The following is a 22,817-nucleotide window of genomic DNA, read 5'->3' on the forward strand; positions in this document are numbered from 1 at the left end:
ACATTGGTTCTGATTCTGAGAAAAATTCAACTTTCCGGTGTGGTTGATGTCTGACGCCTTTTTTCCTTCGTGGGTTGATGGCCGTATTGTCGCCGATGATGCTTTTGCACAAGCGTATGCCGCAGTATCCGACAGACAACGCGCTTGGCTGAAAACAATCATAGCCCGCCATCAGGCTTTGTATGGTTTTCCGGAATGTGATGCCGGTTCTGCACGCTTTTCATTGCGACAGGGCGGAGCCGTATCGGTGCACAGCCGTCCGGCGGACTGGTGCATTGCAGTGCTGGAAAAAAATTATGCATCGGGACCGCGTCTTCTGGCTGCAACGCTGCCTGCGCTTTTAAGCGGCGTCAGGGCTGTCTGCGTGGTGCGCATCGGTGCGGACGACAGCTGGCCTGCCGCAGTGCTTACCGCCTGTGAACTCGCAGGAATAGAGCTGGTGGCGGATATGACTCCCGATGCTGCCGTGTCTCTGATTCAGGAGGTGCATGCCCGCGGACGGGGCAGGGTGATGCTGCTCGGCAACCATGAACAGGTGGGGTCTGTGGGGCAGATATGTGCGGCGGCGGATATTGCTGCGTGGCGTGAACCGCATATCTCCTGTCTGGCTGCGGACAGCGCGGCCGATAAGGATGTTCTGCGCTGGGCGCATCCCGGCGTCGATGTGGTGGAGGCGACCTCGGCTTCTGCAGCGCGCGCGCTGGTTGCTGCTGCGCAGAAGACGGACATCTGCCGGCACGCAATCGTCCATCTGGGTACAGGGCAGGAAGGGCTGTTCTACTGGCCCCAGCTTTCCCGCGCTTTTTTTACTGAGCAATCTGTTTCTTTCACCGGGTAATGTTCTGTCTCTTTTTCCATCGCATGATTAACAGCAGGTCTGGTACCGAGTATGACAGCCAAATCTCATTCTGATGAGTACATGAAATCTTTGCGCAATATCGGGGTCATTGCCCATATCGATGCGGGAAAAACTACTCTTACTGAACGTTTTTTGTATTATTCAGACAAGATACACAGAATGGGAGAGGTGCATGACGGCACTGCCACCATGGATTACCTGCCCGAAGAGCAGGAACGCGGAATCACCATTACGTCAGCTTGTACTACCTGCCGTTGGAAAGACCACGATATTAACATCATAGACACCCCGGGGCATGTCGATTTCACCATTGAGGTGGAACGCTCGTTGCGCGTTCTTGACGGCGCGGTGGGCGTTTTCTGTGCTGTTGGCGGCGTTGAACCGCAGTCGGAGACCGTCTGGCGGCAGTCTCAGCGTTTCAACGTGCCCAAGCTGGCATTTATTAACAAAATGGACAGAGTCGGCGCGGATTTTGAGCGCGTGCTGGGCGATATCCGTTCCAGACTCAAAGCCAACGCCGTGGCAGTGCAGATTCCCGTAGGACAGGGAGAAACGTTTGAGGCCGTCATTGATCTTGTACACATGCGGCGCATCGATTTTGATGCTTCTGATTACGGAAAAACATATTCTTTTTCAGATCTTTCAGAGCAGGAACTGTCGCTTGCAGAATCATGGCGCGAGCGTCTGATCGAGGCGTTGGCAGATTTTGACGACGGGCTTCTTGCGGCGTATCTCTCCGGAGAGGCTGTTTGTGCAGACCAGCTTGAAGCACACCTGCGCACGGCTACGCTGGAGCATGGTCTGGTTCCTGTTTTTGCCGGCTCTGCCCTGCGTAATGTGGGTGTCCAGCCTGTGATGGATGCTGTGTGCAGGTACCTTCCGGGACCTGCTGATGTGCCCGCTCCGGCCGGAGTAACTGAAAACGGAAACATTCAGCTGGCCATTACTCCGGATGCTCCGCTTGCCGCACTGGTTTTTAAGGTCATCATGGAAGGGTCGCGCGCTGTTGCGCTTATACGGCTGTATTCCGGTGTGCTGCACGAAGGGACCGCGTGCTGGAACAGCAGCCGTCAGTGTTTTGAAAAGGCTGCCCAGCTTTTCCGTCTGCATGCGGGGCGCAGAGAGCGTGTGGAACAGGCGCGTGCCGGGGAAATTGTAGGTGTTGTGGGGTTTAAGCAGGCCCGCACCGGCGATACGCTGACGGATAAAGGCTCGCCGGTCGTGCTCGAAAACATCCAGCAGTACCGCCCTGTTATTTCATTGGCTCTGGAACCCCGTAATGCTGAAGAAGCTGAAAAGCTGGACGATGTGCTTTCGCGCGTGCTGGTGGAAGACCCCACCCTTACGCTTGAACATGACGAAGACTCCGGACAGCGGGTGCTTTCGGGCATGGGCGAACTGCATCTGGAGGTGGTGCTCGAGCGGTTGCGCCGCGAATACGGCGTGTCTCCCCGTTCCGGAAATCCTCAGGTTGTCTATCAGGAAACGGTACGCATGACCGCGGAAGCGGAAGCTGAATTTGACCGTGAACTGGGTGATACCCGTCTGTACGGGCACGTGGCGGTTCGTCTAGAACCGCTGGAACGGGATGCCGGTGTGGATGTGCAGACGGCGGTAGATGACGAGACAATTCCTGAAAGCTGGATAGCCGAAGCTGTGCAGGGAGTGAAAGACTGTCTGTTGAGCGGAGTGGTCAAAGGCTTTCCCGTACAGGATGTCAGGGTGACAGTTACGGCTCTGTACCGCACAGACGGGGTCTCTTCCGCCGCCGGGTACCGCATGGCTGCCGTGGCTGCCGTGAAGGCGGCGCTGGAAAAAGCCGGTCCGGTTCTTCTTGAGCCCATAATGACAGTGGAAATTTCTGTACCCGCAGAGTTTGTCGGCGAAGCCATCAGCCTGATGGGTGCCAAAGGGGGGCGTGTGGAAGAAATGCTTGACCAGAGCGGCGTTAAAATCGTGCGCGGCATAGCCCCCATGCGAATGCTTTTCGGTTTCACCACGCAGTTGCGCAGCGCGACACAGGGGCGTGCGGCCCTTGTGCTCACCTTTAACCGTTTTGACATGCTGCAGTAAGCGTTGGTGTGTATATCACTTTGCGGAGGAAAAAAGATCCGTGCATTGGTGGGCTTCTTTCAGGCGCCTGTTGCGTTTTCAATACCTCAGGCTGCTGCGCTTAAAAGCATCGACACATTCAATTGCCATGGGGCTGGCTGTGGGCATCTTTGTGGGATGTCTGCCTGTCATCCCGTTTCAGACCATAGCCGCTGTGGTTATGGCGTTTGTTTTCCGCGGCAGCAAGGTGGCTGCGGCACTGGGGACCTGGATTTCAAATCCGGTGAATATGATTCCGTTTTATACAATGCTGTACTACATAGGCAGCCTTGTCATGCCGGTGCAGGCGCACTTCAACCCGCATCACCTTGAACTCGAAGCCATGCTGCACCAGGGCTGGGAGATTGTGGTTGTTATGTTTGCCGGTGGTATTCTGCTGGGGGTTCCTCTGGCTTTTCTGACATATATAGTCACCTTCCGCATGGTGAACGCCTATCGGCAGCGCAGAATGATAAAGCTGCTTAAACAATACGAAGCGGGCAGGAAGGCGAGAGAACATGCTGACATGGGAGCAGGCAGATAACCATCAGGCACTGTGGGCAAAGGTGGCCGCTGCCCCGGAGGTGCTGCTTATGCTTGACTATGATGGTACGCTGGCACCTTTTACCGCTGAACGGGACAGAGCATGGCCGTATGACGGCGTGAGGGAATCCCTCCGCCGGTTGGTTGCGTGCAACGGCATTGTGCCGGTTATTGTTTCCGGCAGACAGTGTCACGAAATTCCGCCTTTGCTGAACCTTGGTATTCCGCTGGAAGTATGGGGCGGGCACGGGGCAGAAAGGCAGCTTCCCGGTGCTCAGTGTGAAAAGGCTGCGCTGTCCGGTGATTTGCGCCAGCGGCTGGATGATGCGTTTGCTCTTGCCTGCGGGCAGGTCTGTCTGCGCCGGATTGAACGCAAAACCTTCAGCGTGGCTGTGCACGTGCGGGGCATGGACTCCGGCACGGCATCCTCAGTGCTGGATGCGCTGCGGGGGCAGTGGACACTGCTTGCAAGTGACGCGGCGTTGGAGATTCTGCCATTCGAATGCGGGCTGGAGCTGCGTGTAGCCGGTTTCAGCAAGGCCCGTGCAGTGGCGCAGCTTTTGAAAGATCATCCCCTGGCTGCGGCGTTTTATCTGGGAGATGACAAAACAGACGAAGATGCTTTCCGCGTGCTTGTTCCTGTTCTGGCATCCGGTGACCGTACAGGCGCTGCTGTTCTGGTTACTGACCGTCCTGCTGCGGTTTCTGCTGCACAGTGGCATCTTGTGCCGCCGGTGCAGCTGCTGGCCTTTTTATCCCGCCTTGCAGCCTGCCGCTGCTGATTGCCTTTGTTTTTTTCCGCGTAATTCTGCTCCGGGTTGTCCGGCAGTGCCGTTGCCGTTATAGTTTCCTCCACTGCAATTATCAGAAGGAGGCTTCCATGACGCCAGCAAAGGGCCTGATCGTCGTATCCAACCGGCTTCCCGTCGTGTTGTCCAGAAATGAAGACGGGTGGGGAATAACGACCGGTGCCGGAGGGCTGGTTTCTGCCATGGCTCCGGTACTGAGAGACCGGGGAGGCACCTGGGTGGGATGGACCGGCGCCAGCGGTGAACATGAGGCCGAATCACTTCTGGGCGAGTTTTCCCGTGAGGCCGGCTATTCCCTCAAGCCGGTCAGGCTGGAGAAAGAAGATGTGGCCGATTTTTACTATGGCTTTGCCAACGAGGTTATCTGGCCGCTGTTTCATGATTTCCAGTCGCTGTGCAATTTTTTTCCGAAATACTGGAAATCGTACCTGCGGGTGAACGAGTTGTATGCCCGTGCTGTCATGGATTCCGGCGATCTGGAAGCGTACGTCTGGGTGCATGACTATCACCTGATGCATGTGGGCGAAATGCTCAAGTCCATGGGCAGCAGGCGCAGGGCAGGTTTTTTTCTGCACATTCCTTTTCCCCCGATGGATAATTATCTGAAGCTGCCGTGGCGGCGCAGACTGCTGTCCGCGTTGCTGGAGTATGATCTTGTGGGGTTTCAGACCTATCGGGACCGCAGAAATTTCATGCAGTCGGTACAGGTACTGCTTCCTCATGTGAAACCGCAGGGGAGGGGGCCTGTAATCGAACTGCTGCTGGACGGGCGCAAGGTAAGGCTGGGGGCGTTTCCCATCAGCATCGATTACCGGTCTTTTGTCCGTACGGCACGTTCTCCTGCGGTGTCCGGCAGGGTGAACGAGCTGAAAAGCGCCATGGACGGGCGCAGGATGCTTCTGGCCGTGGACCGGCTTGATTATTCTAAAGGCATAACATTCCGGCTGGAGGCCTTTCGGGAAGCGCTGGAAAAATACCCCGGACTGCGGGGGAATGTCACCCTGATGCAGATAATGGTCCCCAGCCGGCAGGAGGTGCCCAGATACAACGCCCTGAAGCAGGAAATTGAAAGGCTGGTCGGGGAAATCAACGGGCTGTTCAGCAGACCGGGCTGGAATCCTGTGCAGTACCAGTACAGAAGCCTTGGCAGGGAAGAGCTTGTGGCGTATTACAGGGCCGCTTCCATGGCCATAGTCACCCCTCTGCGTGACGGCATGAATCTGGTGGCCAAAGAATACTGCGCCTGCAATGTGAACCGGCGGGGCGTGCTGTTGCTCAGCGAATTTGCCGGTGCCGCAGCGCAGCTGCAGAACGGAGCCGTGCTGGTGAACCCTTTTGACAGGGAAGGCATGGCGCAGAGCATCAAAGAGGCTCTGGATATGCCTGCCGAGGAAGCACGCCGCAGGATGGACAGAATGCGGGACGTGATTCGAAAAAATGATATTTTCCGCTGGGTGGATATGTTTCTGCTGGCTGCGTTTTCGCGCCATCTTGATGACTTTCCGCCGACCTATGCCCGTAAATAATGACTGATAAGGAATACCAGCATATTATGACCGAACGAACCGCATCTGCGCCACGGGCGAAGAAAAGCCTGGGCCAGAATTTTCTGCAGGACAAGAATATCTCAGCCAAAATAGTCGCTGCCCTGCAGATCGGCCCGGCAGATTGCGTCATTGAAATCGGCCCGGGGCCGGGGGCATTGACTGATTTTATCCAGAAGGCTGCGCCCGCAAGTTTGTGGCTGCTGGAAAAAGATACATACTGGGCAGGGGAACACCGTCGCTCGGACAGCAGAACGCCGGTGGAAAAACAGGTGGTGCTCACCGATGCCCTGACGTTTCCGTGGGAACGCCTGTCGGATGACCGTTCATGGAAGCTTATAGGAAATCTGCCCTATAACGTGGCTTCGCCCCTTATGTGGGACTGTCTCAGTCTTGCCGCTTTCAGCCGCGCTGTTTTTATGATTCAGAAGGAAGTCGGGGACCGCATTGTGGCCGCCCCGCGTTCGCGGCAGTACGGCGCGCTCAGTGTATGGTTACAGAGTCATACGGTTCCCAGAAAGGAACTGATCGTGCCGCCTACTGTTTTCAAACCCCGGCCCAAGGTTGATTCGGCGGTCCTTTCTTTTGCACCTCTGCCGCTTTCGGCCAGAAATTTCAGTCCGGGGGCTCTTTCAATTCTTTTAAAGATATGCTTTCAGCAGCGCAGAAAGCAATTGCAAAAAATATTAAAGCGTTACTGGAGTGATGCAGTGTGCGGCTGGTTTGAGCAGCAGGGGTTGCCGCCCGCCGCCCGGCCTGAGGAATTGTCGCCTAACCAGTTTCAACAACTTGCAAACCTGCTGGAATCACAGCTTGTGTCTTGACGCAGGGCATTGAAATATGCTTGAGTCTTTTCTGCCGATAGTGCCGGTTGCGCCTCCCAAGGTGTTCTGGTATCGGAAAAAAAGAAGCTTGAGAAAAAAATCTCAAAGTGCCGGTTGCAGATATTGTGTGGGTGCGCCGGTCGTAACGCTTTAGCCTGATAATCCTGCAAACCCTGAGAGGAGGAGACGGCAGATGACCAAGGCTGATCTGGTGGAAAAAATTGCTGAAAAAGCGAACCTGACTAAGGCCAACGCAGAACGTTCTCTGAACGCTTTTCTTGAATCCGTTGAGGATGTGCTGGTAAAGGAAGGCAAACTTACCCTTACCGGCTTCGGTACTTTTATGGTTGAAACCCGTCAGGAACGTCAGGGCCGCAACCCCCGCACGGGCGATCCCATTGTCATTCCTGCTGCCAAGGTTGTTAAGTTCCGTCCCGGCAAACTGCTTAAAGACGCAGTAAAGTAACCATCGGAGGCTTTTGTCATGATGCTGCATGGTGAAACCATACAGAGCCCGCTCCCCATGGATATCCCGTGGTGGGCTCCTGATCACTTTGTGTTTTTCGGCGTGTTGTACGCAGTGCTTTTTGTGCTGTTTGCCGGCCTCGGTTATGTGGTGTTCAAGTCGGCTGCACAGGCTGCGCAGGACTGTCAGGGCGGCGGGTCGCACCACTAGACTCCGTTTTTCGGGGCGGCCTTCGGGTCGCCTTTTTTTGTGCCGTGGCAAAACAAGGGTTGCCATGGCGTAGTTTGTCGGGTAAAGAAATCTGTTCACGGCATCCGCTACGGCGGCAGACTGCCGTTGTAGGGAGGTGATTTCTTTGCCCGGTGTATACCTTGACGATAACGAATACAACTTTGATATCGCACTGCGTCGCTTCAAGAAGCAGGTCGAAAAGGCCGGCGTTCTTTCCGAAATGAAGAAGCGTCAGCACTTTGAAAAGCCCAGCGTGATGCGCAAGAAGAAGAAAGCGGCTGCCCGCAAGCGTCTTCTGAAGAAAATGCGCAAGGCTAACATGGGTTAGTTGCACCCTCTCTGTTATGAAGGCCCGCAAGCTTCGCTGTGGCTGATATAACTTTCACGGGAAATCCGGCTTGCTCCGGGTTTCCCGTATTGTCTTGCAAAAGGGGTAATTCATGACTCTTTCTTCCCGTATCGAAACAGACTACATCGCCGCTTACAAAGCCAAGGACTCTTTGCGTCTTGGCGTTTTGCGTCTTTTGAAGACCGCCGTAAAGAATTTGCAGGTTGAAAAAATGCGTCCCCTTACAGAAGACGAAGTTCTGGAAGTGGTCATCCGGCAGACCAAGCAGCGGCAGGACTCCATTGAACAGTACACGGCTGCCGGCCGTCAGGATCTGGCAGACACTGAAGCCGCCGAGCTTGAAATTTTGAAAGACTACATGCCCGCGCAGATAGGTGAAGACGAGCTGGCCGCACTTGTGGAAAAGACCATTGCCGATCTGGGTGCCTCTGGCATGCAGGATATGGGCAAGGTGATGAACGCCATCATGGCGGACTACAAGGGACGTGTGGACGGCAAGGCTCTCAGCGGGATGGTGCGCACCAAGCTGCAGGCTCAGTCCAGTTAGATATGCAGTCCAGAAGCGCGCACGTACTGGAATTTGATAAGGTGCTCCGGCACCTTGCCGGATATGCTGTATCCGAAGCCGGGGCACAGGCCTGCCTTTTGCTGGCGCCCGCCGCTGATTGTGACAGCGCCAGAATGCGCTGCGCTTTTTTCCGTCAGGGACAGCTGTGGGCGGAACGGACAGGGTTCTCTCTTGCTCCGTTTCCTGATCTTTCGGGTGTGTTCCGTTTTCTGGAATCACCGGCGGCTGTGCTGGATATTGACGCCCTGTGGGCCGTGCGGCAGGTGCTTGCGCAATCACGCGAGCTGGCCGTTGCCATAGGGAGTGGCAATACGGCGGAAAACTGGCCGCTTCTGGCGCAGATGCTGGAACGTTACCGCATGCCTGAAAAGGCTCTTTCCGGACTGATGCGTTGCCTTGGCGAAGACGGGTTGCTGCGTGATGAAAGTTCACCGGAGCTGCTGCTGGTCCGGGAAGAAATACGCCGTATTCACCGGCTCTGCACACGCAAGGTGAAAGAGCTGGCCAATACTTACAATCTCAGCCATTACATGCAGGATGAGTTCCTGACGCTTTCCTCTGACAGATATGTGCTTCCTTTGAAGGCAAACTTCAAAGGCCGGCTGCAGGGAATAATTCACGAATACTCCCAGACCGGTGAAACCTGCTATTTCGAACCCATGTTTCTTGTGGAGATCAACAACGATCTTCAGAATCTGAAACGGCAGGAACGCGCGGAAGAGCGCAAGATTTTTGAATATCTCACGGGTCTGCTTCGCGCAGAGATGGAAGGCGTGAACGCGTGCTGGAACCTGCTTGTGGAAGCGGATGTGCTGCTGGCGCGGTGCGCTCTGGCCGGTGCGTTTGGCGGCATCGCCATAGATTTTGACGACACAAGACCCTTTTCTCTGCGCGGGGTGAAGCATCCGCTGCTGGCACTGTCTTCTGCGGATACGCATCCGGTGGACCTTGAATTGCTGGAAGGACAGAACTGCCTGATCATCAGCGGGGGTAATGCCGGCGGCAAGACGGTAAGCCTGAAGACCATAGGTCTTGTGGCGCTGATGGCCGCTGCCGGGCTGCCCGTGCCTGCTGCTGAAGGCAGCACCCTGCCGTGCTGGCGTGCGGTTCATGCTTTTATCGGCGACGAACAGAGCCTTGAGGGCAATGTCAGTACGTTCACGGCTCAGATACGCAACCTTAGTGATATCTGGCAGAAAGTCGGTAGCGGTTCGCTTGTTATTCTTGACGAATTCGGTGCGGGAACGGACCCCGCGCAGGGCGCCGCGCTGGCTCAGGCTGTGGTTGACGAGCTTATGGAAAAGAATGTCACCGTGTGTGTGGCTACTCATTTTCCGGCTCTCAAAGCCTATGCCTTGAGCAGGGAAGGTGTCCGCGCTGCTTCGGTGCTTTTTGATCCCGGTACCAAGAGACCTCTGTACCGTCTTGCCTATGATCAGGTTGGGGCCAGTCAGGCTCTGGATGTTGCCCGTGAACATGGCATGCCCGATGCTGTGCTCAGGCGTGCGCATAACTATCTGCTGCTGGACGGAGAAGATTCCGCTGCGCTTATTGAACGTCTTAATGCTCTTGCAGTATCCAGAGAACAGGAACTGGAAGATCTTGAACGCGAAAAGCTGCGACTGAAGAGCAAGCGGGACAAGCTTGAAGCCAGATTTGAAAAGGAGCGGCTCCGTCTTTTTGAAAGTGTGCAGGCTCAGGCGCAGGACGTGCTGCATGACTGGAAACAGGGTAAGCGCAGCCATAAGCAGGCGTTGAAAGACCTTGCGGCGGTGCGTCAGCGTCTTGTCAGCGAGCAGGCCGCGGCGCAGCAGGAACAGGCCGCCCCGGTGGAAGCACTTTGCGCAGGCATGACTGTCCGTTATATTCCCTGGGGAAAAAAGGCGGTCATTGAAGAGGTTGACGCACGCAAAGAGCGCCTTAAAGTTGACTTGAACGGTGTGTCTTTGTGGGTTTCTTGCAAGGATGTGGCCGCGTCGGTACCGCCTGCCGCGCCGAAGACCGTACGGCGTGAGTCGGTGGTGGCGGAAGATAACGTGCAGGAACCTGCCGGTCCGCCCATGCGCGCAGATCTGCGCGGGATGAGAGCCGATGTGGCCGTGGCAGAGCTTGCGGCTGTGCTTGATAACGCACTGCTTGCCGGTACCCGCGAGGTGGAAGTGGTCCATGGCCGGGGTACAGGTGCGCTGCGGAAGGAAGTTCACGCTTTTTTGCGGAGTTTTGCTGCGGTCGATGCTTTCCGTCTTGCCCCCGAAGGGCGCGGCGGCGACGGCATGACCATTGTCGAATTGAAGTAGCCTTGCATTTGCGGAGATTGTGCCATTATGTCGGGTCACGATAATTCGGCTGTACAGGCCATCAAGTCCAGACTGAATCTTGCCGAGCTGGCGCGGCGATATGTTGAATTGCGCCGTATAGGCAACCGCTGGATGGCACCGTGTCCTTTTCATCAGGAGACCAAACCTTCTTTTTCCATCAATGAGGAAGAGGGCTTTTTCTACTGCTTCGGTTGTCAGGCTTCCGGTGATATAATTGATTTTTACAGCCGGATAAACGGACTTGAATTCCGGGAGGCGCTGGAGCAGCTTGCCGAAGAGGCGGGGGTGACTCTGGGCCAGCGGCAGGCCGATCCCAGAGAAGAGCAGGAGCGCAAGTTCCGGTCCCGCTGTTATGAAATGTACGAGCTGGCGACAAAGCATTTCCGCAGAAATCTGCAGTCCGCGGCCGGTGCTGAGTGCCGCAGCTACATTGCCGACCGGGGAATACCCGACGAGATTGTCAGTTCTTTTGAGCTGGGCTGGAGCAAAAGAGAGTGGGCTGCACTTTCCGATGAATTACAGCGTGCCGGGTATGCTCCCCGCGATGCCACCCGTGCCGGGCTGCTTTCATCCAACGACTCCGGCAGAATGTATGACAGGTTCCGGGGCAGACTTATTTTTCCCATCAAAAATCTTTCGGGAAAAGTTATTGCTTTTGGCGGCAGAATAATTAGCTCAGAAGATCAGGCGAAGTATATAAACAGCAGTGACAGTACCATATACAAAAAGGGCGACCATCTGTACGGCCTGTATCAGGCCAGAAGGTCCATATCGCAGCATAAGCGTGCTCTTTTGACAGAAGGGTATATGGACGTGCTGGCTTTGCACCAGTTCGGGCATACCAATGCCTGCGGTGTGCTGGGTACGGCCCTGACGGAGGCGCAGGTAAAGCGTCTCGGCGGCTTTTGCTCGCATGTTGACCTGCTTTTTGACGGTGACGGTCCCGGGCGCAAGGCCGCTTTGCGCAGCTGCGAAATGATGCTGGTGAAAGGTATGGATTGTCGTGTGGTGCTGATGCCCGAGGGCGAAGATATCGACAGCCTGCTGCACCAGCAGGGGGCACAGGCTTTTCGTGAATTGACGGAATCAGCTCCCGACGGGCTTGAATACTGCATCAGGACGCTACGGGATTCTTATTCGCCGCGGGAGATTCTGGACTGGACGGCGGCTTTTCTGCGCCAGCTCGACCGGCCCGATCTGGCAAGCTTTTATGTGACGCGTCTTGCCGGCGGTCTGGGGCTGCAGGAAGCGGACCTGCGGGCTTCGCTTTCTTCGCCTGCAGGGCGAAACAGACAGCAGCGTGCAGCGGGCAATCGTGTGCAGACGGGAAAGGAAAAGAAACTTGAGATGCATCTTATGGAGTTTCTCGTCCGCTTTCCGCACCATATTTCCAACCTGCAGGCCCGCGGCGCGGAGGAAGTGCTTGTTTCGCGCTGGGCCAGAGATATGTGGGATAAACTTTTGGCGTTCGGAGCCGATGAAGCGCCGAACCATTTTTCTGAAGAACAGAAAGCGCTTTGGATCAGATGCAGGGTTGCCAGCCCTATTCCGGCTGAGAACGAGCGGCAGGAACTTGAGGACTTATACTCCAAGTTGGCCGAACTGAATCAGAAAGAACAAAGCAGGATGATGCTGGCGGCACTGAGACAGCTGAGCAGTGATGCAAATTCCGAAGCGGGTTTTGAGCTTCTTCGGGCCATGAAAGATAATCTGGGGAGATCCGATGGGCAACATTAAGGAAATCCAGCAAATCAAGACCCTGATTGCCAAAGGCAAGGTCGCGGGCTTTCTCACGTTTGAGGAAGTTAACAAAGCTTTGCCGGCAGAGGTCAACACGCCTGAGCAGATTGAAGAAATCATCGGGATTTTCGATCAGCTTGATATTGCGATTGTCGATTCTGAAAAAGACGGCAAAAAAATAAGCGTTTCCCCTGCCGAGGCAGATGACGAAGGGGGTGACGGAGGGCTGGAGCTGACCGATGAAGACGATCCTGCCGACTATTCTTCGCGCAGTACAGACCCTGTAAGGATGTACCTGCGGGAAATGGGCGCTGTGCCGTTGCTCGACCGTGACGGTGAAGTGAACATTGCCAAGAAGATAGAGACCGGAGAGCAGGATGTTCTGTACGCTCTGGTGGAAGTTCCCATTGCTGTGGAAGAGCTTATTTCCGTGGGCGAAGACCTGAAGGAAAACCGCATCAAACTTAAGGATGTGGTTAAAACCATCGAGGAAGACGACCCCAGCGAAGACGAGATGAACCAGCGGCAGCGGGTTATTTTGCTGCTGGATGAAATCCAGTCTACATTCAAGAAAAAACGCAAGGTTTATCAGCGTCTTGACGAGTGCTGCACGCTTGAGCGCCGCGTATATGGTATCCAGAAGGAAATTATCGCCTATAAAGAGGAGATAGTCTCCCGACTGCGCGACATCAAGCTGGAAAAAACGCTTATCGACCGTATTATAGAAACGGTTGAAGACTATGTGCGTCAGATGCATAACTGCCAGCGGGACCTTTCGGCATATATATTGTCCACCGGCAAGACCCAGACGGAAATGCGCGAGCTGTTCCGTCAGCTGGACGACCGCGAAATCAATCCGGTTGTGGCGGCAGACAGCCTTAATCTGACGGTTGAAGAGCTGTTTTCATTCAAGGAAATGATCATGGGCAAAATGGAAATCCTGAACAGGCTTCAGGAGAAATGCTGCCACAACGTGACTGACCTTGAAGAAGTGCTCTGGCGTATCAAGCGCGGAAACAGTCATGCCATGCGTGCCAAGCAGGAACTTATCCGTTCCAACCTGCGCCTTGTGGTGAGCATCGCCAAAAAATACACCAACCGCGGTTTGCAGTTTCTTGACCTGATTCAGGAAGGGAACATCGGCCTGATGAAAGCTGTGGACAAGTTCGAGTATCAGCGCGGGTACAAGTTTTCGACCTACGCCACGTGGTGGATCCGTCAGGCCATCACGCGCGCCATTGCAGATCAGGCGCGGACAATCCGTATTCCTGTGCATATGATCGAAACCATCAACAAGCTGATCCGTACATCGCGTTATCTTGTTCAGGAACTCGGGCGTGACCCCACACCTGAAGAAATCGCCGAACGTATGGATTACCCCATCGACAAGGTGAAAAAGGTTCTGAAAATTGCCAAGGAACCCATCTCCCTTGAAACGCCTATCGGCGATGAAGAAGATTCGAGCCTCGGTGATTTTATTGAAGACAAGAAAGCCGTTGCTCCTGCCGAAGAAGTGGTCAACACCAAGCTGAGTGAGCAGATTGCCGCAGTGCTGGCTGATCTGACTCCCCGCGAAGAGCAGGTGCTGCGTAAGCGCTTCGGCATCAACGAGAAGTCCGATCACACTCTTGAAGAGGTCGGAAAGCTGTTTAACGTGACACGAGAGCGCATCAGGCAGATAGAAGCCAAGGCGCTGCGCAAGCTCAGGCATCCGGTAAGGAGCCAGACCCTGCGCTCGTACTACGAAAGCTAGACTTCAGGGCGGCTCCGCACGGGGCCGCCTTTTTGGTGTTTCATGCATAAAAAAGCCCTGCCGGTGAGCGTACCTGCCGCGTATGCAGTGATGCGACTATGTTTGTGCACGTTTCTGCTGGCGTGTTTTGCCTGCACTGCAGAAGCCGGACTCCTGCGGTATGATATCTCCTCGGTACCTGACGGCGATACGATAGTCCTTGCCGGCGGAACAGTTGTCCGTCTCAGGGGAATTGATGCTCCCGAAGTGGGCCGTAACGGCCATGCTTCCGGCTTTTATGCACACAGAGCGCATCAACAGCTTGTCGGGTTGCTGAAGAAACGGCAGGTGCTGATCGATATGGAAAAAAGCAGCCGTGACAGGTACGGAAGGGTACTGGCAGACGTGTATCTGCCGGACAGACGCCTGCTGAGCGAAGTGCTTGTCGCGTCAGGGGCAGCCTGGCTTTATCAGCACGCCGATACGCCTGTCGGGCTGCGCGACACCCTGCTGGCCGCGCAACGGCGGGCAATAACCGCAAAGACAGGCATGTGGAGGCATGTGGCAGACCTGGCGACCCCGCAGGGGGGGTACCGCGGAAACAGGCGCAGTATGCGGTCTTTTACACAGAAATGTGAAGCCTATTATAAAATTTCCTATCGGAATGTCGTGCATTTTGATACTCTGACCGAAAGCTTCATGGCAGGCATGGCTCCGGCAAGGTCATGCGATGTCTGGCCGTTACAGTGATCATGTAGTGATAATCCTTCTGCTGACAGGTATAGTGTTATGAAGATTAGCCCGCTTAAAGATGTTGCCGGTTCGGTGCATGCTGTCTGCGACGACCGCCTGCACTGCGATTTTTCTGCTGACGGCCGTATGTGCGAAGCTCTTGACAACGCAGGAGTGCCCCGTGATGCAAAGTGGCGGACTCTTGTTTTGTACATGCGAGGCATGCAGGAATATTCCTATCTGACAGATGAACAGAAAATGCAGGTTCAGCAACTGCTTGTTGACCTGTTGCAAAACAAAGATTTTTCAGACCGGAATTACGAGAGAATTCTGGAGCGTGACAGACAGATTCTTGTGGCACCCTATGAGCAGCGCCTTAACAGGGCCATGCAGGAAACCATGGCTCTTGCCGGCGAGTTCCGCAGTATCCTGCTGCGCAGAAAAGGTGATGTGGAGCATCTGGAATCCCGCAGCATTCAGGCGGTGACCGAGGGCAGAGAGCCCGAAGAAGTCGTGGCTTTGTTGAAAGATACCTTTCGTGAAGTTCTGCTTGAGATGGAACGTGACGCCGCAGCCATGACAGAACTGACCCAGCGTGATCCTTTGAGTGGTCTGCATAACAGGCGCGCATTTGATGCCTTTCTTTCCGGCGCGGTTCAAAGCTGGCGCAGAGAGGGAACCCCGCTTTCTCTCATCATGCTGGACATTGATAATTTTAAAAATTTCAACGACGAATACGGCCACCGCATAGGGGATCAGGCCATTCAGACCGTGGCCAGAATTTTACAGGAGGCTGTCCGCGGGCATGCTGCCGAACACGAAAAAGATTTTCTTGTTGCCCGTTACGGGGGCGAGGAGTTTTCCGTGGTGCTCAGAGGGGCACTTGCTTCTCTGGCGGAAAAAATTGCAGAGAGCGCCCGCAGCAGCATGGAGAATTTTAACTTTGTCATCCGCAATAACAGCGGGGAGGTGGTGCGAAGCGGCATCAGCATCACCCTGAGTGCCGGAGTGGCTTTTGCCAGCAGTTTGTGGCGCGGCGCTTATGAGGATAATCTTATCGATTCCGCAGACCGGGCTCTTTATGAGGCCAAACGCGGCGGACGTAATCTGGTGTTCAGGTACCGTGATGATCAGGACGGCAACAGCCGGTATGAGCTTGTGGACAGCTGAACGCAGACAGCGAATTGAATGAAAAAGGCCGGGTGACCGGCCTTGATTTTTATCGGGCCCCGCCGTGGCGGGAATTGTGTTCTGCTAGCCCAGTTTGGCCCGCTGTTCACCTTCGTCTTTATACAGTTTGTAGGTAATGGAATCCACCAGCGCCTGCCAGCTGGCTTCGATGATGTTGAATGATACCCCTACGGTTACCCAGCGGCTATGCTGGTCACCGGACTCAATGAGCACCCGTACGACGGAGGCCGTACCGCCGTCGCTGCGTTTGCTTCCGTTCAGCACCCGCACCTTGAAATCGAGCAGCCGCATTTCGTTGAGGCGGGGATAAAAACCCGAAAGCGCTTTGCGCAGGGCGTTGTCCAGCGCGTTGACAGGACCCCGGCCGGAAGCTGCCGTGTGCTCTTCCACTCCTTCCACTTCTACCATGACTGTGGCTTCCGACATGGGTTCGGCGTCGCGTCCCTGTTTTGACTCTATGACACGGAAATTGATAAGCCGGAAAAACTGCCGGACACCCCTGCGGGCCAGCTTTTTAAAAAGCAGCAGCTCCACAGATGCCTCTGCAGCCGCATAGTCGTACCCAAGACTTGCGTTGTCTTTCAGTTCCTTGAGAAGACCTTTGACAACTGGTTCATCCTTGTCGAGATGAAAACCGAATCTGCGGGCTATGGAAACAATGTTGCTCCTGCCTGCAAGTTCGGTAAGCAGTACCCGCTGTCTGTTGCCCACTTCTTCAGGGTCCATATGTTCATACAGGCTGGCCATACGGTTAACGGCACTGGCATGAATGCCCCCCTTGTGCGCAAAGGCCGACCTGCCCACAAAGGGCTGGCGGCTGAACGGCTGCACATTGGCCACTTCGGAGACAAAATGGGAAATACGTGTCAGCTGCGGAAGCCTGCCCTCGGGCAGACACTGATACGTCCGGGCAAATTTCTGTTCCAGCGTGGGGATGATGGAGCAGAGGTTGGCGTTGCCGCAGCGTTCACCGACTCCGTTCATTGTGCCCTGAATATGGGTTGCCCCGCTTTGTACCGCGGCGATGGAATTAGCCACCGCAAGCTCGCAGTCGTTGTGTGCGTGTATGCCCAGCGCGGCATCGGGCAGGGCTTTGCGCACAGAGGCGGTTATGGTTGCCACTTCACTGGGCAGGCTGCCGCCGTTTGTATCGCACAGCACCAGCACGCGGGCTCCGGCTGCATAAGCCTGCCGGAGCACCGCAAGAGCATAGTCGGGATTTGCCTTGAAGCCGTCGAAGAAATGTTCGGCGTCAAAAAGCACTTCCGAGAGCTTTTGACGCAGATAGGCAACGGAATCGTGAACGATTTCCAGATTGCGTTGCTCTGTGACACGTAGCGCTTCCTTGACATGCACATCCCAGCTTTTGCCGAAAATGGTGGCTGTACTGACGCCCGATTCGATAATGGCCCGCAGGTTGGGGTCTTCCTGTGCCTGAAAGTTAGGATGGTGCGTACTGCCGAAAGCGGCAATGCGCGCTGTTTTCAGGGCATAGTTTTCAATATCGCTGAAAAACGATCTGTCCACAGGGTTGGACCCCGGCCAGCCGCCTTCAATATACCGGACTCCCAGCTCATCCAGCTTGAGAGCTATCTTGATTTTATCTTCGGTGCTGAGGTTTATATCCTCGGCCTGAGTGCCGTCACGCAGCGTGGTGTCGTATATTTCTATGTGCTTCATGGCATTGTGTGTCAGCCCGCCTGTGACTGATCTTTGTCGAGGCCGAAGGCATCATGCAGTGTGCGGACGGCCAGTTCTGTGTATTTTTCTTCTATCAGACAGGTTATTTTGATTTCAGAAGTGCTGATCATCAGAATATTGATGTTTTCTCTGCGCAGCGTGGCAAAAGTTTTGCTGGCAACGCCCGAATGATTGCGCATGCCGACGCCGATTGCCGAAACTTTGCAAACATTGAGGTCGTGCAGCACTTCCTTGGCGCCCACTTCTGCTCTGGTTTTTTCCACCAGTTCAAGCGCTCTCGTCAGGTCTTTGCGGGGAACGGTGAACGTCATGTCTGTGACGCCGTCCAGACTCGGGTTCTGGACTATCATGTCCACCACTATGCCGGCATCGGCAAGGGGACAGAACAGCGACGCGGCCACGCCGGGCGTGTCCGGCACACCGCGTAGGGTAATTCGTGCCTGATCCTTGTCATATGCAATGCCGGATACCATGACGGCTTCCATCTGAGAGTCCTCCTGAGTAAGCAATGTTCCTGAATCATTGGTAAAAGTTGAGCGAACGCGGACAGGCACCTTGTATTTTTTTGCAAATTCCACAGAACGTATCTGCAGAACCTTTGCTCCCATGCTGGCCATCTCAAGCATTTCGTCATAGGAAATGCGGTCCAGTTTACGGGCTGAGGAACACATATTGGGGTCTGTCGTGTATACGCCGTCCACATCAGTATAAATTTCGCATTCACAGCCCAGAGCCGCCGCCAGCGCCACGGCAGAAGTATCGGAGCCGCCGCGACCGAGCGTGGTTATGCGGTTATCATCGTTTATGCCCTGAAAGCCGGCAACGGCCAGCACATCGTGCGCTTCAAGCAGTTCGACCAGGGTGTCTTTGCGGATATCAAGAATGCGGGCACGGCTGTAGGCCGTATTGGTTTTCAGCGGAATCTGAAAACCAAGCACCGAGCGGGCCTTGATGCCTTCGTTCTGCAGCAGCATGGCAAAAAGCGATACCGAGACCTGCTCGCCCGTGGAGATGAGCGCATCCACTTCCGCCTCGTCGGGGCATTGCGACCACTGGCCGGCCATGTTGAGCAGCCGGTTGGTTTCTCCGGACATGGCGGAAAGAACGGCTATTACTTTGTAACCGTTTTCTCGGGCGTGCAGCACTTTCTGCTTGACATGCTGCATGCATTCCAGATTTGCGACTGAAGTTCCACCGAACTTCTGAACCAGAATACGCATACCGTAATCCTAATCGTTTAGCGTAGTTTCAAAGGGCGCCGTGTTGTGCTTATGCAGTGAACCCGGCCGTCTGCGGGGTCAGACAGGCAAGTACATTTTCTGCTCCGGTGCCGGAAGCCTGGATGGTTACCAGTCTGCCTTGGGGCTGTTCGAGCCATGTGAGCACCAGAGCGTTGTCAGGCTTTGCATCGGCAGGCAGGTATTCGGCCCACTCGATAATCACGACGGAAGAACCGTCTTCCACATGATCGTAAAGACTGTCATCCACCGGAGCACCCTGCAGCCTGTACAGGTCGTAGTGCACCGTTTCCGGTCCGGTGGGGTATATGTTGCATATATTGAAGCTGGGGCTGCTCACTTCAGCGGCAAAGCCGCCGGGCAGGGCCGACACCAGTCCGCGGACAAGTGTTGTTTTACCGGCACCCAGACTGCCGCAGAGAAGAAGCGCAATACCACTGCCGGACTGCCGTATGCAGTCCGCAAGTATCGCTCCCAGTTTCAGCGTGGCTTCTGCATCATGAAGCCTGAGTGAAAGCTGCATGGCTTGAATACGGGCTAAACGCCGACCAGCGTGCGCAGAACATCTTCTTTGCCGACAACGCCGACAAGAATGCCGTCCTTGACAACGGGCAGCGTATAATACTTGGAATCCACCATCAGGGTGGCGACTTCATCCAGCGGGGTATCCGGCGTGACAGTGGCCGGATTGTCGGTCATGGCATCGCTGACACGGGTGGCAGCGACCTTGCGCATTTCCGAATCCATGTCAGATAGCGATTTCAGCGGAATGAAGCCGTCAAGAATGGTGAAAAGAGAGGGCAGATTGACCTTTTTCTGCTGAGCGACAAGGTCGCTCTGACACAGCACTCCCACCAGCTTGCCGGCGTCGTCCACAACGGGCAGGCCGTTGAACTTGTATTCCAGCATCAGTTTGGTGGCTTCGATGATATCCATGTCAGGAGCTACGGTCACAGGGTCTGCGGACATGATGTCTTTTGCGCTAAGCATGATAAAGCTCCTTTCTGGTACGGGGAATGGTATCAGCTATTTCAGATGCGGTAGTACCGCGCAACGGAAATTCCTGCAACAGGAGTTCTCCGGCTTTTCCGTGGATGAATGCCGCAGCGGCGGCGGCATTGAATGCCCCAAGGCCCTGTGCCGCAAATGCGGCGCATATACCGGCAAGCACATCGCCGGAGCCGCCCACCGCCAGTGACGGCCCTCCGGCGTCGATAAACGCTGTAAATGACTGTGTGCTGCCCACCAGAGTGCCTGCGCCCTTCAGAATACAGGTTGCTGCTGTGCGCCGCGTCAGCATTTCCAGCGCGGCAAGCCTGTCTGCCTGTACCTGCTCTATGGTCAGGCCCGTCAGAAAAGCCATTTCGCCCGGATGAGGTGTAAGAATATCTGTTTCACGCATCAATGCAAGCATCTGCGTAGGGTGGCGTAAATGGAAAAGTGCGTCCGCATCGATGACGGAGGCAGGCCTGGGGGTTTTCAAAATTTCGGCAAGCGCCTCGCCGGCGTGAGCCGAGCGCCCCATGCCGTTGCCCACAATGACTGCGTCGTAGCGCTCATCCAGCCCTTCCAGCATGCGTGCGTCAAAAGCGGCCCAGTCGTCGCCGCACGCAAGCGGCAATGTCATGATGTCCGGATTGCCATGTCTGACACAGGCTTCAAGGCGGGCAGGAACGGCCACCGTGACGAGTCCGGCACCGGCGCGCAAGGCTCCGGCAGCCGCCAGCAGCGGAGCACCGCAAAGCCCTGCGGACCCGCCGATGACCAGCACACGGCCTGCCGTGCCCTTGTGCATGGCCGCCGAGGGCGGGGGGGGCAGTGCGGCAACAGCACATGTGGCCCTGCGAAGTCGCGTGGGATATCTGTTCTGGATAGCGGGAGGAATGCCGATGTCCCGTATGTGCAGCCTGCCGGTATATTCCTTTGCCTCGGGGTGAAGCAGTCCTGTCTTCGGAGCCTGAAATGTGACGGTGCAGCGGGCACAGACGCACTCCGGAGAGGGCAGCCCCGTCAGTCCGTCCATACCGCTGGGAATATCCAGTGAAAAGACAAATGCGGTCCGTGCCAGCGCATTGATATGCCGGATAAGTGCCAGCAGCGAATCTGACACTTCGCCCTGCAGTCCCGTTCCCAGCAGACCGTCAACCACGATGTCCGGCATGACGGGCACCGGGCAGGCGTCGTCGTTCCAGTTTGATAATTCCTTGGTGGAAAGGACAGCGGGGATAACTGCGGGACAAGATGCGTCATACTGTACAAAAAGCACTCCCGCCTGAAGTGCACGCTCTATGTGCCATGCCGCCTCCTGCCGGAAATCTTCAAGCGGGCGCGTGTGCACCACAAGCACGGTGGCACCGGCACCGCAAAGAAGTCTGGCCAGTGCGGCGGTATCGCCGCCGTTGTTTCCTCCACCCATGAAACAGAGGATGCGCTTTTCAGCAAGGCACCATGCAGGGTCTTCCGCCGTATGCGCGCCCGTTGCCGAGGATTTTTCAAAGCAGCCGCACAGCACTCTGAAAGCTTCGCGGGCGGCGTTTTCCATCAGCATCTCGGCAGGCATGCCCGCTTCGTCAACGGCAGCCTGATCCCACCGGTTCATTTCCTGTGGTGTGGGCAGGGGGAGAAACATAAACACACCTCTTGTTGCAGATCCGCGGGGCCCCTTTGTCAGCCTTCGAGTATGACAACGGCGGCAGCGGTGTCTCTGCCGTGGGTCAGTGAAAGGTGGATTTTTTTCACACCCATTTTTTGTGCATGCTCAAACGCGGCGCCGTGAAAGCGCAGGCATGGCTTTCCCGACAGTTCCTTATACACTTCGATGTCCCTGAACGCCACACCGCCGGTGAATCCTGTTCCCAGTGCCTTTGCCGCGGCTTCCTTGGCGGCAAAACGTGCGGCCAGCCACGCGACGGACAGACGTGGCATGGCCGCAAGTTCAGAATCATGCAGAATGCGGCGCGGAAACCTTTCAGGCTGCCTTTCAAGGGCGGCGCGTATGCGTCCGAGTTCGGTCAGGTCCAGTCCTGTTCCTAAAATCATGCCTGTTTCCGCGGTGAAGGGCTATTCGCTGAACGTGGCTATGATGGCCGCCATCTGTGCCACGGCTTTTTCCATGCCTGTCAGCACAGCTCTGGAAACAATGGAATGCCCGATGGAGTATTCGCTGATTCCGGAAACGTTCTTGAATTCGTAGATGTTGGTGTAGTTTAGCCCATGACCCAGATTAACCTTGAGCCCGAGCGTGCGGGCCAGTTCAACGCCGCGTACGATTTTATCACGCTCCCGGCGCATCTCGTCCTGAGTGGCTGCGTCGGCAAAGTGTCCGGTGTGCAGTTCCACATACTCCGAACCGACATTACGCGCGGCACGTATCTGCGCGGGTTCTGCCTCTATGAACAGGCTGGAGCGTATGCCTCTGGCATGTATGGGGGCAAGGTAGGCTGCAAGCTCTTTTTCGCGTCCGGCCACAACCAGTCCGCCTTCGGTTGTCAGTTCTTCTCTTTTTTCCGGAACCAGACAGACAATATGGGGGTTGATACGCAGGGCAATTTCGCGCATTTCGGGGGTGCCGGCCATTTCCAGATGCATGCGCGTGTTCAGGGTGGCCGCTATCATCTCCACATCCCTGTCCTGAATGTGCCGTCTGTCTTCACGCAGATGTACTATTATTCCGCGGGCTCCGGCCAGTTCAGCCAGATGGGCTGCGGTGACCGGTTCCGGTTCTTTTCCCATGCGCTGCTGGCGCAGGGTGGCAACATGATCAACATTAACAACAAGCACAGGCATGTCAGTCTCCTGAATATTTTTTTGCACTCTCAGAAGAGCCTGCCGGAAAGTCAAGCATCCGTCTTCAAAAAAACGGGGCCGCCCGCCAGGCATTG

22 protein-coding genes are annotated in these 22,817 nt (G+C 55.6%); 15 read left to right on the plus strand and 7 right to left on the minus strand.

All coding sequences use genetic code 11. The features are described from left to right. Nucleotides 1–46: 46 nt before the first annotated feature. The 15 genes from ACZ5D1_RS07910 to ACZ5D1_RS07980 all read left to right on the plus strand — a co-directional run bounded on the left by ACZ5D1_RS07910 (nt 47) and on the right by ACZ5D1_RS07980 (nt 15,976). Nucleotides 47–838: a hypothetical protein gene (locus ACZ5D1_RS07910; protein ID WP_464556480.1), complete on the plus strand. Its 792-nt coding sequence runs from the start codon at nt 47–49 to the stop codon at nt 836–838. 51 nt (nt 839–889) lie between these two features. Further along, nucleotides 890–2,932, plus strand: coding sequence for an elongation factor G (gene fusA / locus ACZ5D1_RS07915; RefSeq protein WP_464556482.1), 2,043 nt, complete (start codon nt 890–892; stop codon nt 2,930–2,932). A gap of 40 nt (nt 2,933–2,972) precedes the next feature. Beyond that, complete coding sequence (locus ACZ5D1_RS07920; protein WP_011367964.1) at nt 2,973–3,494, plus strand: DUF2062 domain-containing protein; 522 nt, start codon at nt 2,973–2,975, stop codon at nt 3,492–3,494. Beyond that, nucleotides 3,469–4,275, plus strand: coding sequence for a trehalose-phosphatase (otsB, locus tag ACZ5D1_RS07925; RefSeq protein ID WP_464556483.1), 807 nt, complete (start codon nt 3,469–3,471; stop codon nt 4,273–4,275). The genes ACZ5D1_RS07920 and otsB overlap by 26 nt, the downstream gene beginning before the upstream one ends. Before the next feature lie 98 nt (nt 4,276–4,373). Beyond that, entirely contained in the window at nt 4,374–5,828 is a 1,455-nt protein-coding gene (locus tag ACZ5D1_RS07930; RefSeq protein WP_464556485.1) for an alpha,alpha-trehalose-phosphate synthase (UDP-forming), read from the plus strand. Beyond that, nucleotides 5,828–6,670, plus strand: coding sequence for a 16S rRNA (adenine(1518)-N(6)/adenine(1519)-N(6))-dimethyltransferase RsmA (gene rsmA, locus ACZ5D1_RS07935; RefSeq protein ID WP_464556487.1), 843 nt, complete (start codon nt 5,828–5,830; stop codon nt 6,668–6,670). The genes ACZ5D1_RS07930 and rsmA overlap by 1 nt, the downstream gene beginning before the upstream one ends. Nucleotides 6,671–6,863: 193 nt before the next feature. Further along, nucleotides 6,864–7,136 (plus strand): HU family DNA-binding protein, encoded by a 273-nt coding sequence (locus ACZ5D1_RS07940; RefSeq protein WP_011367960.1) that lies wholly within the window; start codon nt 6,864–6,866, stop codon nt 7,134–7,136. A gap of 21 nt (nt 7,137–7,157) precedes the next feature. Next, nucleotides 7,158–7,346 (plus strand): hypothetical protein, encoded by a 189-nt coding sequence (locus ACZ5D1_RS07945; RefSeq protein ID WP_027181101.1) that lies wholly within the window; start codon nt 7,158–7,160, stop codon nt 7,344–7,346. A gap of 145 nt (nt 7,347–7,491) precedes the next feature. After that, nucleotides 7,492–7,695, plus strand: coding sequence for a 30S ribosomal protein S21 (rpsU, locus tag ACZ5D1_RS07950; RefSeq protein ID WP_011367958.1), 204 nt, complete (start codon nt 7,492–7,494; stop codon nt 7,693–7,695). A 112-nt stretch (nt 7,696–7,807) separates the two neighbouring features. Beyond that, on the plus strand, nt 7,808–8,263 hold the full coding sequence (locus tag ACZ5D1_RS07955) for a GatB/YqeY domain-containing protein (protein WP_027181100.1): 456 nt from the start codon (nt 7,808–7,810) through the stop codon (nt 8,261–8,263). Between the two features lie 2 nt (nt 8,264–8,265). Next, on the plus strand, nt 8,266–10,581 hold the full coding sequence (locus tag ACZ5D1_RS07960; protein WP_464556489.1) for an endonuclease MutS2: 2,316 nt from the start codon (nt 8,266–8,268) through the stop codon (nt 10,579–10,581). Nucleotides 10,582–10,608: 27 nt separating this feature from the next. Continuing rightward, nucleotides 10,609–12,339 (plus strand): DNA primase, encoded by a 1,731-nt coding sequence (dnaG, locus tag ACZ5D1_RS07965; protein WP_011367955.1) that lies wholly within the window; start codon nt 10,609–10,611, stop codon nt 12,337–12,339. Beyond that, nucleotides 12,326–14,095: an RNA polymerase sigma factor RpoD gene (gene rpoD, locus ACZ5D1_RS07970; RefSeq protein WP_011367954.1), complete on the plus strand. Its 1,770-nt coding sequence runs from the start codon at nt 12,326–12,328 to the stop codon at nt 14,093–14,095. Before dnaG ends, rpoD begins: the two co-directional genes overlap by 14 nt. A gap of 42 nt (nt 14,096–14,137) precedes the next feature. Next, the gene (locus ACZ5D1_RS07975; protein ID WP_464556492.1) at nt 14,138–14,824 is read left to right on the plus strand and encodes a thermonuclease family protein; all 687 of its coding nucleotides are present in this window, start codon (nt 14,138–14,140) and stop codon (nt 14,822–14,824) included. Nucleotides 14,825–14,863: 39 nt separating this feature from the next. Then, nucleotides 14,864–15,976: a GGDEF domain-containing protein gene (locus ACZ5D1_RS07980; RefSeq protein WP_027181097.1), complete on the plus strand. Its 1,113-nt coding sequence runs from the start codon at nt 14,864–14,866 to the stop codon at nt 15,974–15,976. An 84-nt stretch (nt 15,977–16,060) separates the two neighbouring features. Here ACZ5D1_RS07980 and cimA read toward each other — a convergent pair whose 3' ends face one another. Genes cimA through ACZ5D1_RS08015 form a run of 7 tightly spaced genes read right to left on the minus strand, consistent with a single transcriptional unit; the run spans nt 16,061 to nt 22,722 of the window. After that, complete coding sequence (cimA, locus tag ACZ5D1_RS07985) at nt 16,061–17,677, minus strand: citramalate synthase (RefSeq protein WP_011367951.1); 1,617 nt, start codon at nt 17,675–17,677, stop codon at nt 16,061–16,063. A gap of 11 nt (nt 17,678–17,688) precedes the next feature. Next, a complete protein-coding gene (locus ACZ5D1_RS07990; protein ID WP_464556495.1) occupies nt 17,689–18,918 on the minus strand; it encodes an aspartate kinase in 1,230 nt (409 codons plus the stop codon). A gap of 49 nt (nt 18,919–18,967) precedes the next feature. After that, nucleotides 18,968–19,459 carry a tRNA (adenosine(37)-N6)-threonylcarbamoyltransferase complex ATPase subunit type 1 TsaE gene (tsaE, locus tag ACZ5D1_RS07995; RefSeq protein WP_011367949.1) on the minus strand — a complete coding sequence of 164 codons (492 nt, stop codon included), beginning with the start codon at nt 19,457–19,459 and terminating at the stop codon, nt 18,968–18,970. A 14-nt stretch (nt 19,460–19,473) separates the two neighbouring features. After that, nucleotides 19,474–19,926, minus strand: a complete 453-nt coding sequence (locus ACZ5D1_RS08000; RefSeq protein ID WP_011367948.1) for a CBS domain-containing protein — start codon at nt 19,924–19,926, stop codon at nt 19,474–19,476. Next, the gene (locus tag ACZ5D1_RS08005; protein WP_464556497.1) at nt 19,919–21,565 is read right to left on the minus strand and encodes an NAD(P)H-hydrate dehydratase; all 1,647 of its coding nucleotides are present in this window, start codon (nt 21,563–21,565) and stop codon (nt 19,919–19,921) included. The genes ACZ5D1_RS08000 and ACZ5D1_RS08005 overlap by 8 nt, the downstream gene beginning before the upstream one ends. Before the next feature lie 38 nt (nt 21,566–21,603). Beyond that, the gene (locus tag ACZ5D1_RS08010) at nt 21,604–21,975 is read right to left on the minus strand and encodes a holo-[acyl-carrier-protein] synthase (protein ID WP_011367946.1); all 372 of its coding nucleotides are present in this window, start codon (nt 21,973–21,975) and stop codon (nt 21,604–21,606) included. Nucleotides 21,976–21,996: 21 nt separating this feature from the next. Continuing rightward, a complete protein-coding gene (locus ACZ5D1_RS08015; RefSeq protein ID WP_464556500.1) occupies nt 21,997–22,722 on the minus strand; it encodes a pyridoxine 5'-phosphate synthase in 726 nt (241 codons plus the stop codon). Nucleotides 22,723–22,817 lie beyond the last annotated feature (95 nt).

It is taken from the genome of Oleidesulfovibrio vietnamensis, assembly GCF_055388115.1.

Coding starts and splice junctions, on each gene's coding strand:
- ACZ5D1_RS07930 (WP_464556485.1), top strand. CDS start 4,374: ATGACGCCAGCAAAGGGCCTGATCGTCGTATCCAACCGGCTTCCCGTC.
- ACZ5D1_RS07945 (WP_027181101.1), top strand. CDS start 7,158: ATGCTGCATGGTGAAACCATACAGAGCCCGCTCCCCATGGATATCCCG.
- ACZ5D1_RS07975 (WP_464556492.1), top strand. CDS start 14,138: ATGCATAAAAAAGCCCTGCCGGTGAGCGTACCTGCCGCGTATGCAGTG.
- ACZ5D1_RS07940 (WP_011367960.1), top strand. CDS start 6,864: ATGACCAAGGCTGATCTGGTGGAAAAAATTGCTGAAAAAGCGAACCTG.
- ACZ5D1_RS08000 (WP_011367948.1), bottom strand. CDS start 19,926: ATGCTTAGCGCAAAAGACATCATGTCCGCAGACCCTGTGACCGTAGCT.
- ACZ5D1_RS08010 (WP_011367946.1), bottom strand. CDS start 21,975: ATGATTTTAGGAACAGGACTGGACCTGACCGAACTCGGACGCATACGC.
- ACZ5D1_RS07955 (WP_027181100.1), top strand. CDS start 7,808: ATGACTCTTTCTTCCCGTATCGAAACAGACTACATCGCCGCTTACAAA.
- otsB (WP_464556483.1), top strand. CDS start 3,469: ATGCTGACATGGGAGCAGGCAGATAACCATCAGGCACTGTGGGCAAAG.
- ACZ5D1_RS07980 (WP_027181097.1), top strand. CDS start 14,864: ATGAAGATTAGCCCGCTTAAAGATGTTGCCGGTTCGGTGCATGCTGTC.
- tsaE (WP_011367949.1), bottom strand. CDS start 19,459: ATGCAGCTTTCACTCAGGCTTCATGATGCAGAAGCCACGCTGAAACTG.
- ACZ5D1_RS08015 (WP_464556500.1), bottom strand. CDS start 22,722: ATGCCTGTGCTTGTTGTTAATGTTGATCATGTTGCCACCCTGCGCCAG.
- cimA (WP_011367951.1), bottom strand. CDS start 17,677: ATGAAGCACATAGAAATATACGACACCACGCTGCGTGACGGCACTCAG.
- ACZ5D1_RS08005 (WP_464556497.1), bottom strand. CDS start 21,565: ATGTTTCTCCCCCTGCCCACACCACAGGAAATGAACCGGTGGGATCAG.
- ACZ5D1_RS07910 (WP_464556480.1), top strand. CDS start 47: ATGTCTGACGCCTTTTTTCCTTCGTGGGTTGATGGCCGTATTGTCGCC.
- rsmA (WP_464556487.1), top strand. CDS start 5,828: ATGACTGATAAGGAATACCAGCATATTATGACCGAACGAACCGCATCT.
- dnaG (WP_011367955.1), top strand. CDS start 10,609: ATGTCGGGTCACGATAATTCGGCTGTACAGGCCATCAAGTCCAGACTG.
- ACZ5D1_RS07990 (WP_464556495.1), bottom strand. CDS start 18,918: ATGCGTATTCTGGTTCAGAAGTTCGGTGGAACTTCAGTCGCAAATCTG.
- rpoD (WP_011367954.1), top strand. CDS start 12,326: ATGGGCAACATTAAGGAAATCCAGCAAATCAAGACCCTGATTGCCAAA.
- fusA (WP_464556482.1), top strand. CDS start 890: ATGACAGCCAAATCTCATTCTGATGAGTACATGAAATCTTTGCGCAAT.
- ACZ5D1_RS07960 (WP_464556489.1), top strand. CDS start 8,266: ATGCAGTCCAGAAGCGCGCACGTACTGGAATTTGATAAGGTGCTCCGG.